We start from the raw sequence: 15,568 nt of genomic DNA, 5'->3' as shown, positions 1-15,568 counted from the left end.
CCGCGCCGGACTCGCCTACGGGCCGGTGTTCCAGGGCCTCAGGGCCGCCTGGCGCGACGGCGACGACGTGCTCGTGGAGGCCGCGCTGCCCGAGGCGGAGCACAAGGCCGCCACCGGGTTCGGCGTGCACCCCGCCCTGCTGGACTCGGTGCTGCACGGCATCGGCGTCGGCGGCGCGCAGTCCGCCGCGCTCCCGTTCTCCTGGAACGGCGTCAGCCTCTTCGCCGCCGGTGCCTCCGTCGTGCGAGCCCGGATCTCCCCGTCCGGCCACGGCGACGCGGTGTCCGTGCGCGTCGCGGACGGCGCGGGCAGCCCGGTCGCGCACGTCGAGTCCCTGGCGCTGCGGCCGATCTCCGGCGAGCGGTTCGCCACGACCGGCGGCGACTCGCTGTTCCGCGTCGACTGGGTCCCCGCCCCGAACGCGGGAGAGTCCTCTGTGGACGACGTCACCGTGCTGGTCGTGCCGGACGGCACGACGCGCGAGGTGACCGGCCACGTGCTGGTGGAGATCCAGTCGTTCCTCGCCACCGGCGACGGCACGCTGGTGCTGGTGACGGGGGAGACCCCCGGCCAGGCCGGTGTCCCCGGCCTGGTGCGGTCGGCGCAGGCCGAGCACCCGGACCGGATCGTGCTGGTGTACGCGGAGTCGTGCGCCGAGATCCACGCGGCCCTGTCGCAGGTCCTGGCGACCGGCGAGCCCGAGGTCGCCCTGCGCGACGGCGTGGCGCTCGTGCCGCGCCTGGCGCGGGCCACCGCGGACGCCGAGCCGGTCGCGCTCGACCCCGACGGCACCGTGCTGATCACCGGCGGCACCGGTGGTCTCGGCGCGGCGCTGGCCCGCCACCTGGTGGCCGTGCACGGCGTGCGGCACCTGCTGCTCACCTCCCGCCGCGGTCCGGCCGCGCCCGGCGCCGCCGAGCTGGTGGCCGAGCTGGACGCGCGGGTGGACGTGGTGGCCTGTGATGTGGCCGACCGCGACGCACTGGCCGCTGTGTTGGCCTCCGTCGATCCCGCCCACCCGCTGACCGGCGTCGTGCACACCGCCGGTGTGCTGGACGACGGCGTCCTGGAGTCCCTGACGCCCCAACGCCTCGACGCGGTGTTCGCGCCCAAGGTCGACGCCGCGTGGCACCTGCACGACCTCACCGGCGACCTGGCGCTGTTCGCCCTGTTCTCCTCGACCTCGGGTGTGCTCGGGTCGCCGGGGCAGGCGAACTACGGCGCCGCCAACACCGCGCTCGACGCGCTCGCCGTGCACCGGCACTCGCTCGGCCTGCCCGCGGTGTCGCTGGCCTGGGGCCTGTGGGACCAGCACTCCGGCATGGGCGCGGGGCTCTCCGACGCCGACCTGGCCCGGATCGCCCGTTCCGGCATGCCCGCGCTGGGCATCGACGAGGGCATGGCGCTGTTCGACCGCGCCCTGCTCGTCGGCGAGCCCGTCGTGGTGCCCGCGAAGCTCGACCTCGCCGCCCTGCGCGCCACCGGCCACGTCCAGCACGCGCTGCGCGGCCTGGTCCCGATGCCGCGTCGGCGGATCGCCGCCGGTGCTTCCGGTGCCGCGGCGGCACCCTGGGTGGCCAAGCTCGCCGGACTGCCGAGCACCGACCAGGAACGGCTGCTCGTCGACCTGGTGCGGGCGCAGGTCGCGACCGTGCTGGGCTTCGGCTCGGCCGACGACATCAACCCCGCGCGCGGCTTGGTCGAGCTCGGCCTGGACTCGCTGTCCGCGGTGGAACTGCGCAACGCGGTCAGCGCGGCCACCGGCCTCCGACTGCCCGCCACCCTGGTCTTCGACTACCCGACGGCCACCGCGCTCGGCGCGCACCTGCGTACCGAACTTGTGGGTGACGAGGAATCCACCGAGGAGTTCACCGCGGCCTCGATCGGCACCGACGAGCCGATCGCGATCGTCGGCATGGCCTGCCGCTACCCCGGCGGGGTCGCCTCGCCCGAGGACCTGTGGCGGCTGGTCGACTCCGGCACCGACGCCATCTCCTGGTTCCCGACCAACCGCGGCTGGGACGTGGAAGGCCTGTACGACCCGGACCCCGACGCGGTCGGCAAGACCTACACCCGCTCCGGCGGCTTCCTGCACGACGCGGGCCGGTTCGACCCCGCGCTGTTCGGCATCTCGCAGCGCGAGGCGCTGGCGATGGACCCGCAGCAGCGGCTGCTGCTGGAGACGTCCTGGGAGGCCGTGGAACGGGCGGGCATCGACGTGGCGTCGTTGCGCGGCAGCAGGACCGGGGTGTTCGCCGGTCTGATGTACCACGACTACGCCACCGGTCTGACCGCGATCCCCGAGGAGGTCAGCGGTTACGTCGGTACCGGCATCTCCGGCAGCGTGCTGTCCGGTCGGGTGTCCTACACGTTCGGGCTGGAAGGTCCGGCCGTCACGGTCGACACGGCGTGTTCGTCGTCGTTGGTGGCACTGCACCTGGCGGTGCAGGCGCTGCGGTCCGGTGAGTGCTCGCTGGCGTTGGCCGGTGGTGTCACCGTCATGGCGACCCCCGAGACGTTCGTCGACTTCTCCCGCCAGCGCGGCCTGTCCGCCGACGGCCGGTCGAAGGCCTTCTCCGCCTCGGCGGACGGCGTCGGCTGGGCCGAGGGCGTCGGCATGGTGCTCGTCGAGCGGCTGTCCGACGCGCAGCGCAACGGCCACGAGGTGCTCGCGGTCGTCCGCGGCTCCGCGGTGAACCAGGACGGCGCGTCGAGCACGCTGACCGCGCCGAACGGTCCGTCGCAGCAGCGGGTGATCCGCCAGGCGCTGGCCAACGCCGGACTGTCCACTTCGGACATCGACGTCATCGAGGCGCACGGCACCGGCACGAAGCTGGGCGACCCCATCGAGGCGCAGGCGGTGCTCGCGACCTACGGCCAGGACCGCGAACGCCCGGTGCTGCTGGGCGCGCTGAAGTCCAACGTCGGCCACACGCAGGCCGCCGCCGGTGTCGGTGGTGTGATCAAGATGGTGGAGGCGATCCGCCGCGGCATCGCGCCGAGGACGCTGCACGCCGACGAGCCGTCACCGCACGTCGACTGGGCCTCCGGGTCCGTCGCGCTGCTGACCGAGGCCACCGCGTGGCCCGAGACCGGGCGTCCGCGCCGGGCCGCGGTGTCCGCGTTCGGCATCGGCGGCACCAACGCGCACACGATCATCGAGCAGGCGCCTGCACCGCTTGTCGGGACCGGCCAGGTACGCAAGCCGCTGCCCGCCGTTCCCGTGGTGCTGTCCGGCAAGACGGCCGCCGCCGTGCGCGGTCAGGCCGACCGGCTGCTGGCGGCGCTGGACCCGTCCGTCGAGCTGGCCGACCTCGGCTTCTCGTCGGTGACCACGCGGACCTCCCTCGACCACCGCGCTGTCGTGGTCGCCACCGACCACACCGAGCTGCGGCAGGGCCTCGAAGCGCTCACGTCGGGCTCGGTCGTGGGCGGGCGGCTCGCGGTCTTGTTCACCGGACAGGGTTCGCAGCGCATCGGGATGGGACGTGAGCTCTACCAGGCGTTCCCGGTGTTCGCCGAGGCGTTCGACGCCGTGGCGGCACTGGTGGACGTCCGGCTGGACGAGTCCCTGGAGCGGACGGAGTTCGCGCAGCCCTCGCTGTTCGCCCTCGAAGTGGCGCTCTACCGCCTGGTCGAGTCCTGGGGCGTGCGACCGGACTTCCTGGCCGGGCACTCCATCGGTGAGATCGCCGCGGCCCACGTGGCCGGGGTGCTCTCCCTCGAAGACGCGACCACGCTCGTGGGCGAGCGTGGCCGGTTGATGCAGGCACTGCCCGCCGGTGGCGCGATGGTCGCGTTGCAGGCGACCGAGGACGAGGTCGCGCCGCACCTGACCGACCTCGTGTCGATCGCCGCGGTCAACGGGCCGACGTCCGTGGTCGTCGCGGGTGCGGAGGACGCCGTCGCCCAGGTGGTCGCGGAGTTCGCCGACCGCAAGTCCAAGCGCCTGGCCGTGTCGCATGCTTTCCACTCGCCGCTGATGGACCCGATGCTGGACGAGTTCCGCGCGGTCGTGTCGACGCTGACGTTCCACCAGCCGAAGATCCCGCTGCTCGGCGAGGTCACCGACCCCGAGTACTGGGTGCGGCACGTCCGCGACGCGGTGCGCTTCGCGGACGCGGTGACCACGTTGGAGGACAAGGGCGTCACGACGTTCCTGGAGCTGGGCCCCGACGGTGTGCTCACCGCGATGGGCCAGGACTCCGTGCGCGAGGCCGAGCTGGTGTCGGCGCTGCGCAAGGACCGCTCAGAGGTCACCTCGCTGCTGCGGGCGCTGGGCGCGCTGCACGTGCGCGGCCAGGCCGTCGACTGGACCGCGTACTTCGCTGGCTCCGGCGCGCGCAAGACCGCACTGCCGACGTACGCCTTCCAGCACGAGTGGTTCTGGCTCAGCTCGCAGGTCGCGCCCGTGGTCGACGAGGCCGAGTTCTGGTCCATCGTCGACAACGGCGATCTGGCGGCGGCTGTGGACGCGCTGCCCGAACTGGTGGAACGGCGTGCCGGTTCGGCCTGGACGTACCGGGTCGAGTGGCAGCCCGTCACCCCGACGGGCCGGGCGACCGGTCGCTGGCTGGTGGTGTCGCCGGACGACGAGTCCGCGCTGGTCGACGGACTGACCGCGCGCGGCCTGGACGTCGTGGTGGCCGAGCCGACCGCAGTGCCGGTGGGGGAGTTCGACGGTGTCCTTTCGCTGGTCACCGACGTGCTCGCCGCCGTGGACCTGGTGCGGAACGTCGACGCCCCGCTGTGGTTCGCGACCCGCGGCGCGGTGACGACCGGCCGGGACGACGTCGTGGTGACGCCCGAACTCGCGCAGCTCTGGGGTCTCGGTCGGGTCGTCGCGCTGGAGCACTCCGCCCGCTGGGGCGGTCTGGTCGACCTCCCGGAACTGGACGCGCAGGCGTTGGACCGACTGGTCGCCGTGCTGGCGGGCACTGAGGACCAGGTCGCCGTCCGACCGTCCGGCGTCTTCGGTCGACGGCTGGTGCCGACCCGAGGTGGCACGACGGACTGGACGCCTCGCGGCACGGTCCTGGTGACCGGTGGCACGGGCGCCCTGGGCGGTCGGGTGGCCCGCTGGCTGGCCGAGGCCGGTGCCGAGCAGCTGGTGCTGACGTCCCGTCGTGGCCTGGACGCGCCAGGTGCCCAAGAGCTGTTGGAGCTGGGGATCCCCGTGGTGGTGGCCGCGTGCGACGTGGCCGACCGGGACGCGCTGAAGGCATTGCTGGACGAGTACCCGCCGGACGCCGTCGTACACGCCGCGGGCATCGAGGCCTTCTCGCCGTTGGCGGAGCAGGACCTGGCCGAGTTCGAGGGTGTGCTGGCGGCCAAGGTCGCGGGCGCGAAGAACCTGGACGAACTGGTCGGTGACGTCGACGCGTTCGTGCTGTTCTCCTCCATCGCGGGCACCTGGGGCGCGGGCGGGCAGGCGGCCTACGCCGCGGCCAACGCCTACCTCGACGGGCTCGCCGACTCGCGGCGCTCCCGCGGTCTCGCCGCCACGTCGATCGCCTGGGGTGCCTGGGCCGACGGCGGCATGGCCACCGAGGGTGATGCCGAGGAACACCTGCGGGCACAGGGGATCCGCCCGATGGCACCGGAGCGCGCGCTGACGGCATTGCGCCGGGCCGTCGGTTCGGACGTCGGGGTGCTGACCGTGGCCGACGTCGACTGGGAGCGGTTCGCGCCGCTGTTCACGTCCGTGCGGCCGAGCCCGCTGCTGGCCGACCTCCCGCAGGTGCGGCAGGCGCTGTCGTCCGCGCCGGTGGGCGACTCGGGTGTGGTGGCCCGGCTGACCGGGCTGTCGGAGGCCGAGCAGCGGCACGTGCTGCTGGAGCTGGTCCGCGACCAGGTCGTGGCCGTCCTCGGTGGCGACGCGGTCGTGGAGTCGGGGCTGGCGTTCAAGGAGCTGGGCTTCGACTCGCTGACCGCCGTGGAGTTCCGCGGCGCGATCGGCACCGCGACCGGGCTGAAGCTGCCCGCGACGCTGGTGTTCGACTACCCGACCCCGGCCGTGCTGGCCGAGCACCTGCGGGCCGAGCTGGTCGGCACCAGGCCGGAAGCCCTGGCCACGGCCGGGGTCGCGGGCCGGGTCGACGAGCCGATCGCGATCGTGGCGATGGCCTGCCGCCTCCCCGGTGGCGTGGCGTCGCCGGAACAGCTGTGGGAGCTGCTGGAGCAGGGCCGGGACGCGATGACCGGGTTCCCGACCGACCGCGGCTGGGACCTGGCGAACATCTACGACCCGGACCCCGACCACGAGGGCACGTCCTACGTCGTCGAGGGCGCTTTCGTCGACCGCGTCAGCGAGTTCGACCCGGCGTTCTTCGGGATCTCGCCGCGCGAGGCGACCGCGATGGACCCGCAGCAACGACTGCTGCTGGAGACCTCGTGGGAGGCCTTCGAACGCGCGGGCATCGACCCGACGTCCGTGCGCGGCGGCCAGGTCGGCGTGTTCGCCGGTACCAACGGCCAGGACTACCTGGACCTGCTGCCCCGGATCCCCGACGGCCTCGAAGGCCACGTCGGCACCGGCAACGCGGCGAGCGTGGTGTCCGGCCGCGTCTCCTACACCTTCGGGCTGGAGGGCCCGGCCGTCACGGTCGACACCGCGTGCTCCTCTTCGCTGGTGGCACTGCACCTGGCGGTCCAGGCACTGCGCTCCGGTGAGTGCTCGCTGGCGCTGGCGGGCGGTGTGACGATCATGTCGACGCCCGCGGCGTTCGTGGACTTCTCCCGGCAGCGCGGTCTCGCGGTCGATGGTCGTTGCAAGGCGTTCGCGGCGGGTGCGGACGGTACGGCGTGGGGTGAGGGTGTCGGCATGCTGCTCGTGGAGCGGTTGTCCGACGCGCAGCGCAACGGGCACGAGGTGCTCGCGGTGGTGCGGGGGAGTGCGATCAACCAGGACGGCGCGTCCAACGGGTTGACCGCTCCGAACGGGCCGTCGCAGCAACGCGTGATCCGCAAGGCGCTCGCCGGTGCCGGACTGTCCTCTTCGGACGTCGACGTCGTGGAGGCGCACGGCACCGGAACGGCTTTGGGTGACCCGATCGAGGCGCAGGCGCTGCTGGCCACCTACGGCCAGGACCGGACCACCCCGTTGCTGCTGGGCTCGGTCAAGTCGAACATCGGGCACACGCAGGCCGCCGCCGGTGTCGCCGCGGTGATCAAGTCGGTCATGGCGATGCGGCACGGGGTCGTGCCGAAGACGCTGCACGTGGACGAGCCGACGCACGAGGTCGAGTGGTCCGCCGGGATGGTCGACCTCGTCACCGAGTCGGTGCCGTGGCCGGAGACCGGCCGGGTCCGCCGGGTGGGTGTGTCGTCGTTCGGCTTCAGCGGCACGAACGCCCACGCGATCCTGGAGCAGGCCCCGGTCGTCGAGGCGCCGGTCGTGGAACGGGTCGAGCCGCCGGTCGTCCCGGTGGTGCTGTCCGGCAAGACCCCGGAGGCGTTGCGGGCGCAGGCCTCCGCGCTGCTCGACACCACGGCCGACCTGACCGACCTCGGCTTCTCCCTGGCCACCGGCCGGGCGCGGCTGGAGCACCGGGCGGTGCTCGCTTTGACCTCCGCGGACGACCTGCGGCACGGCCTGGAAGCCGTTGTCGCGGGCGAGTCCACGGCCGCCACCGAGGGACGGCTCGCGTTCCTGTTCACCGGTCAGGGCAGTCAGCGGGCCGGGATGGGTCGCGAGCTGCACGCGGCGTTCCCGGTGTTCGCGAAGGCGTTCGACGAGGTCGCGGCACTGGTGGACGTCCGGATCGACGACCAGGAGACGTTGGACCGTACCGAGTTCACCCAGCCCGCGTTGTTCGCGTTGGAGGTGGCGCTGTATCGACTTGTCGAGTCGTGGGGTGTGCGGCCGGACTTCCTGGCGGGGCACTCGATCGGCGAGATCGCGGCCGCGCACGTCTCCGGCGTGCTGTCGCTGGAAGACGCGGCGACGCTGGTCAACGCCCGTGCCCGCCTGATGCAGGCATTGCCCGCGGGTGGCGCGATGGTCGCGTTGCAGGTGACCGAGGACGAGGTCACGCCGCTCCTGACGGACCTGGTGTCCATCGCGGCGATCAACGGGCCGTCGTCGGTCGTCGTCGCCGGTGACGAGGACGCCGTGGACCGGGTGGTCGCGCACTTCGCCGATCGGAAGTCCAAGCGGCTCAGCGTGTCGCACGCGTTCCACTCGCCGTTGATGGAGCCGATGCTGGACGAGTTCCGCGCGGTGGTCTCGACGTTGGCGTTCCACGAGCCCAAGATCCCACTGCTGGGCGACGTGACCGACCCGGAGTACTGGGTGCGGCACGTCCGCGGCACGGTCCGCTTCGCCGATGCCGTGACGGGTCTGGAGGCCAAGGGCGTCACGACGTTCCTGGAGCTGGGCCCGGACGGTGTGCTGACCGCGATGGGCGCCGAGAGCGCCGTGGACGCGGTGCTGATCGCCGGGCAGCGCAAGGACCGCGACGAGGTCACCACCCTGGTCCAGGCCGTCGGCGCGGCGCACAGCCGCGGCGTGCCGGTCGACTGGGCGGCCTACTTCGCCGGGTCCGGTGCGCGGCGGGTCGACCTGCCGACCTACGCGTTCCAGCGCGAGCGCTTCTGGATGGAGGGCTCAGGCTCGGTCGGCGACGTGTCGTCGGCTGGCCTGGACTCGGCCGGACACCCGTTGCTGGGCGCGGTGCTGCCGATGCCCGACGGCGGAGTCCTCGCCACCGCAAGGCTCTCGGTGACCACGCACGGCTGGCTCGGCGACCACGTCGTGGCCGGTGCCGTCGTGGTGCCGGGGACCGCGCTGGTCGAGCTGGTCGTCCGCGCGGGTGACGAGGTCGGCTGCGGCCACCTGGAGGAGCTGCTGCTCCAGGAACCCCTCGTCCTGCCCGAGCGCGGCGGCGTCAGCCTGCACGTGGCGGTCGGCGAGGACGAGGACGGCCGTCGCGCCGTCACCGTGCTCTCCCGACCGGACGGCGAGGACGTGCGCTGGACGACCCACGTCACCGGTTTCGTCACCGACGAGGCCGGGACACCGGACTTCGACCTGTCGACCTGGCCTCCGACCGGTGCGACCGCGCTGGACGTGACCGACCTCTACACCGAGCTGGCCCAAGGCGGACTGGCCTACGGGCCGGTGTTCCAGGGCCTGACGGCCGCGTGGCGCGACGGTGAAGACGTGTACACCGAGGTCGCCCTGCCCGAGTCCGAACAGCGCCACGCCGCCGGGTTCGGCGTGCACCCGGCGCTGCTGGACTCCGTGCTGCACGCGATCGGGATCGGCCAGACCGGGCCCGGCGCGCTGCCGTTCTCCTGGGGCGGCGTGAGCCTGTTCGCCGCGGGCGCCTCGGTACTGCGGGCCAGGATCTCGCCGACCGGTCGCAGCGGCGCGGTGTCGGTCTCGGCCGCGGACGGCACCGGGTCGCCGGTGGTCCGGATCGACTCGTTGGTGCTGCGCGAGATCAGTGCCGACCGGATCGACCGCAAGGCCGCGGACCCGTTGTACGGCGTCGAGTGGACGCCCGCGCCCGCCGACGACGTGGCGCCCGACCCGGACGCCCAGGTGCTGGTCGTGCCGACCGGCGACCTGCACGACGTCGTGGCCGGTGTGCTGGCCGACCTCCAGGAGTTCCTGGCGGGCGAGCGGGACAGCCTGCTCGTCGTCACGTCCGGCGCGGTGTCGGTGTCCGGCGAGGACGTCGACCCGACGCAGGCAGCCGTGTCCGGCCTGGTGCGCTCGGCGCAGTCGGAGCACCCGGACCGGATCGTGCTGCTGGACATCGACGAGCCCGCGCTCGCGGGCGTGGTCGGAGCGGTCGAGCCCGAGATGGCGGTCCGCGGCGGCACGGTGTTCGTGCCGCGGCTGGTGCCGCTCGCCTTGGGGGCCGGGAAGACCCTCGACGGCACGGTGCTGGTCACCGGCGGCACCGGTGGTCTGGGCGCGGAGCTGGCCCGGCACCTGGTGGCCGAGTACGGCGTCCGGCACCTGGTCCTCACCTCGCGGCGGGGCCCGGACGCGCCCGGCGCGGCCGAGCTGGTCGCCGAGCTGGACGCCCACGTCGACGTCGTCGCCTGCGACGTGTCAGACCGCGAAGCGCTTGCCGCCGTGCTGGCGGGCATCGACGACCTGACCGGCGTCGTGCACACCGCGGGTGTGCTGGACGACGGGGTGTTCGAATCCCTTGACGCGCGGCGCTTCGACACCGTGCTGGCCCCGAAGGCCGACGCGGCACGGCACCTGCACGAGCTCACCGGCGACCTGGAGCTGTTCGCGCTGTTCTCCTCGGCCTCCGGTGTGCTCGGCGCGCCCGGCCAGGCGAACTACGCCGCCGCCAACACCTTCCTGGACGGCCTCGCCGCCCACCGGCGGGCCAACGGCCAGACCGCGGTGTCGCTGGCCTGGGGCGTGTGGGAGCAGAGCACCGGGATGGGAGCGGGGCTCTCGCCCGCCGACCTCGCCCGGATGGCGCGGGCGGGCATGCCGGTGCTGCCCGTCGCCGACGGCCTCGCGCTGTTCGACGCCGCGCTGCGCGCCGACACGGCCCTGGTGCTGCCGATGAAGCTCGACACGGCCGTGCTGCGCACGAGCGCCGACGTGCCCGCGCTGCTGCGCGGTCTGGTCCGCACTCCCAAGCGCCGCAACGCCGCCAAGGCCTCGGCCGAGTCGGCGTCGTGGTCGCGCAGGCTGCTCGGCCTGCCGACCGAGGAGCAGGACCGGCTGCTGCTGGACTTGGTGCGCGGCCGGGTCGCCGCCGTCCTGGGCTACCGGGACTCCGGTGTCGTCGAACCGGGCCGCGGCCTGGTCGAGATGGGGCTGGACTCGCTGTCCGCCGTGGAGCTGCGCAACGCGCTCGGCTCCGCGACCGGCCTGCGGCTGCCCGCGACCGTGGTGTTCGACTACCCGACGTCGATCGCCCTGGCGACGCACCTGCGCACCCAGCTGGTCGACGAGGACGAGGTGGTCGACGCGGTCGCCTCCGTGAAGGTCGCCGACGGCGACCCGATCGCGATCGTCGCGATGGCCTGCCGGTTCCCCGGCGGGGTCAGCTCGCCGGAGGACCTGTGGCAGCTCGTGGCCGAGGGCCGCGACGCGGTCACCGGCTTCCCGACCGGTCGTGGCTGGGACCTCGACGGCCTGTACGACCCGAACCCCGACGCCATCGGCAAGACCTACACCCGTGAAGGCGGCTTCCTGCACGAGGCCGGCGACTTCGACCCGGCGTTCTTCGGGATCTCGCCCCGCGAGGCGCTGGCGATGGACCCGCAGCAACGACTGCTGCTGGAGACGTCGTGGGAGGCGTTCGAGCGGGCGGGCATCGACCCGGCGAAGGTGCGCGGCACCAGGACCGGTGTGTTCGCGGGCCTGATGTACCACGACTACGCGACGAACCTGTCGGCCATCCCGGACGAGGTCGAGGGCTACCTCGGCACCGGCACCTCCGGCAGCGTCGTTTCCGGCCGCGTGTCCTACACGTTCGGCCTGGAAGGCCCGGCGGTCACGGTCGACACGGCCTGCTCGTCCTCGCTCGTGGCGCTGCACTGGGCCGTGCAGGCCCTGCGCAGCGGTGAGTGCGACCTCGCGCTGGCAGGCGGTGTGACCGTGATGGCCACGCCCGACACGTTCGTCGACTTCTCCCGCCAGCGCGGCCTGTCCGCCGACGGCCGGTCGAAGGCCTACTCCGCCGGTGCGGACGGCACGGGCTGGTCGGAGGGCGTGGGCGTGCTGCTGGTCGAGCGGCTGTCCGACGCGCGGCGCAACGGGCACCAGGTGCTCGCCGTCGTCAAGGGCAGCGCGATCAACCAGGACGGCGCGTCCAGCACGCTGACCGCCCCGAACGGCCCGTCGCAGCAGCGGGTGATCCGCCAGGCGCTGGCCAACGCCGGACTGTCCACTTCGGACGTCGACGTGGTCGAGGGCCACGGCACGGGAACCCCGCTGGGCGACCCGATCGAGGTGCAGGCGCTGCTCGCCACCTACGGGCAGGACCGCGAGACCCCGCTGCTGCTGGGCTCGCTCAAGTCGAACATCGGCCACGCCCAGGCGGCGGCGGGTGTCGGCGGTGTGATCAAGATGGTGATGGCGCTGCGGCACGGGACGGCGCCGAAGACGCTGCACGTGAGCGAGCCGACACCGCACGTGGACTGGGCCTCCGGGGCCGTGGAGCTGCTCACCGAGCAGCGCGCGTGGCCCGAGGTGGACCGGCCGCGGCGGGCCGCGGTGTCGTCGTTCGGCATCAGCGGGACGAACGCGCACACGATCATCGAGCAGGCCCCCGAAGCGGACCTGCCGGTCGTCGAGCGGACCCCGTTGCCGCTGGTGCCGGTCGTGCTGTCGGCCCGGACGCCGGAGGCGCTGCGGGCGCAGGCCGACCAGCTCGCCGCGCTGCCGCCGACCGACCTCGCGGACCTCGGCTTCTCGCTGGCCACCACGCGGGCCCGGATGGAGCACCGCGCGGTGCTGCTGGCCGCGGACCAGGAGGAGCTGCGGCGGGAGCTGGCCGCGCTGGAGCCGTCGTCGGCGGTGTCCGGCGGCAGGCTGGCCGTGCTGTTCACCGGTCAGGGCAGCCAGCGGGTCGGGATGGGCCGCGAGCTGCACGCGGCGTTCCCGGTGTTCGCCAAGGCGTTCGACGAGGTCGCCGCGCTGCTGGACGTCCGGCTGGACGACCAGGAGGTGCTGGACCGCACGGAGTTCGCCCAGCCCGCGCTGTTCGCGTTCGAGGTCGCGCTGTTCCGGCTCGTCGAGTCGTGGGGCGTCCGCCCGGACTTCCTGGCGGGGCACTCGATCGGCGAGCTGGCCGCCGCCCACGTCTCCGGCGTGCTGACGCTGGAGGACGCGGCGGTCCTGGTCGGCGCTCGCGGTCGGCTCATGCAGGCCCTGCCCGCCGGTGGTGCGATGGTCGCGTTGCAGGCCACCGAGGACGAGGTGTTGCCGCACCTCGCCGTCGGCGGAGCCGACGATCTGGCGAAATCCCTGGTTTCCATCGCGGCGGTCAACGGGCCGACCTCCGTCGTCATCTCCGGTGCCGAGGACGAGGTCGAGCGGGTGTTGAGGCACTTCCCCGACCGGAAGTCCAAGCGGCTGGCCGTGTCGCACGCGTTCCACTCGCCGCTGATGGACGACATGCTCGACGAGTTCCTGGTGGCGGCCAAGGGCATGGCCTTCGCCGCGCCCAGGATCCCCATCGTGTCGACGTCGACCGGGAAGCTCGCCACCACCGAGGAGCTGTGCTCGCCCGAGTACTGGGTGCGGCACGTCCGCGAGGCCGTCCGGTTCGCCGACGCGGTGCGGACGCTGGAGTCCGAGGGCGTGTCGACGTTCCTGGAGCTGGGTCCGGACGGCGTGCTCACCGCGATGGGCGCGGAGACCGCGACCGACGCCGAGCTGGTCGCCGGGCAGCGCAAGGACCGCCCCGAGGTCGCCACCCTGCTCCAGGCGCTGGGCAAGGCGCACGAGCGCGGGGTGCCGGTCGACTGGGCCGCCTACTTCGCGGGCAGCGGCGCCCAGCGGGTCGACCTGCCGACGTACGCGTTCCAGCACGAGAGGTTCTGGCTGGCGGGCGACCCGGCGGCGATCGCCGTCGACGAGGTGGACGCCCGCTTCTGGGAGGCCGTCGAACGCGGGGACCTGGAGTCGTTCAGCGCGGCCCTGGACCTCGACGGCGACCGCCCGCTCAGCGAGGTGCTGCCCGCGCTGTCGTCGTGGCGGCGCTCCCGGCGTGACCGGTCCACAGTGGACGGCTGGCGCTACCGGGTCCGCTGGGAGCCGGTCACTACCGGCCCGGCGACCGCGTCCGGACGCTGGCTCGTCGTCGCCCCCGAGGGCGGCCACGACGCCGCGCTGCTGGCCGGGCTCACCGCCCGCGGCCTCGAGGTCGTGCCGGTCGACGCGTCGACCGACCGCGAGCTGCTGGCCGAGGTGCTCGTCACCGCGGGCGAGGTGGACGGGGTGCTGTCCCTGGTGGGTGACGCCCTGTCGACCGTGGTCCTGGTGCAGGCTCTCGGCGACGCCGTGGTCGACGCGCCGCTGTGGTGCCTGACCCGCGGCGGCGTGGCGACCGCGACCGAGGACGTGGACCCGGTGCAGGCCGGGCTCTGGGGCCTCGGCCGGGTCGTGGCGCTGGAGCACCCCCACCGCTGGGGTGGCCTGGTCGACGTCCCGTCCACTGTGGACGACCACGTCCTGGACGGGGTCACCGCCGTGCTGGCGGGCACCGAGGACCAGGTGGCCGTCCGCGAGAACGGCGTGTTCGGCCGACGGCTCGTGCACGCACCGGCGACCGACGGCGCGACCGAGTGGACGCCGCGCGGCACGGTCCTGGTCACCGGCGGCACCGGCGCGCTCGGCGGGCACGTGGCCCGCTGGCTGGCCGGTGTGGGCGTCGAGCACCTGGTGCTCACCTCGCGCCGCGGCCAGGACGCGCCGGGCGCGGCCGAGCTGACCGCCGAGCTGGAAGCCCTCGGCGCGCGGGTCACCGTGGTGGCCTGCGACGTCGCCGACCGCGCCGCGGTGCGGGCGCTGCTGGCCGAGTACCCGCCGACGTCGGTGGTGCACGCGGCCGGTGCCGAGCTGTTCCAGCCGATCGAGGAGCACGGCCTCGCGGAGTTCGACGCGGTCCTCGCGGCGAAGGTCGCGGGCGCCCGGCACCTCGACGAGCTGCTCGGCGACCGCGAGCTGGACGCGTTCGTGCTGTTCTCCTCCATCGCGGGCACGTGGGGCAGCGGCGGCCAGTCCGCCTACTCCACGGCGAACGCCGCGCTGGACGGCCTGGCCGAGTCGCGCCGGGCACGGGGGCTGGCGGCGCTGTCGGTCGCCTGGGGCCCGTGGGCCGACGGCGGCATGGCCGACGGCGACGCGGCGGAGCAGCTGCGCCGCCGGGGCGTGACCGCGATGCCCGCCGCACGGGCGGTCGCCGCGCTGCGCGAGTCGTTGGCGCAGCGCGACACGACGGTCACGCTGGCCGACGTGGACTGGGAGCTGTTCGCGGCGGTGTTCACCGCGGCCAGGCCCAGCCCGCTGCTGGCCGACCTGCCGGAGGTGCGCGAGGCGATGGCACCGGCCCCCGCCGAGCCCGAGCAGTCGGAGCTGGTGGGCCGCCTGGCCGCGCTGACCCCGATGGAACGGGACCGGCTGCTGCTCGACGTGGTGCGGGCACGGGTGGCCGCGGTGCTGGGCCACAGCGGGATCGACGCGGTCCAGCCGAACCGGGCGTTCAGCGAGCTCGGGTTCGACTCGCTGTCCGCGGTCGAGCTGCGCAACACGCTCGGCGCGGCGACCGGTCTGGCGCTGCCCGCGACGCTCATCTTCGACTACCCGACGTCCGCCGCGCTGGTCGACTTCCTGCGCGACCGGCTGGAGCTCGACGAGCGGGCACCCGAGCCCGTCCTGGACGAGCTGGGACTCCTGGAGAGCGCCGCGGCACGCACCGACCTGGACTCCGAGGCGCGCACCGCGGTGGTCGCCAGGCTCCAGGCGCTGCTGGCCCGCTACGCGCCCGCGGGAGGCGTCCAGAGCGTCGCCGACCAGCTCAACACCGCCGATGACGACGAGATCTTCGACTTCATCGACAAGGAGTTCGGCGTCTAG

At 73.8% G+C, this 15,568-nt stretch carries 1 protein-coding gene (running past one end of the window); it reads left to right on the top strand.

What is annotated here, in order from left to right; translation table 11 throughout:
* Positions 1-15,568, top strand: partial view of a type I polyketide synthase gene (locus CLV43_RS43865; protein ID WP_106196445.1) — the 3' portion only. The gene continues 12,188 nt to the left of window position 1, outside the view; only the last 15,568 of its 27,756 coding nucleotides appear in the window; its start codon lies beyond the left edge, outside the window; the stop codon is at positions 15,566-15,568.

Source organism: Umezawaea tangerina (assembly GCF_003002815.1).
Taxonomy (GTDB): Bacteria; Actinomycetota; Actinomycetes; order Mycobacteriales; family Pseudonocardiaceae; genus Umezawaea; species Umezawaea tangerina.
The sequence above is the reverse complement of the archived record's forward strand: the minus strand, read 5'-3'. Positions and strand labels throughout refer to the sequence as shown.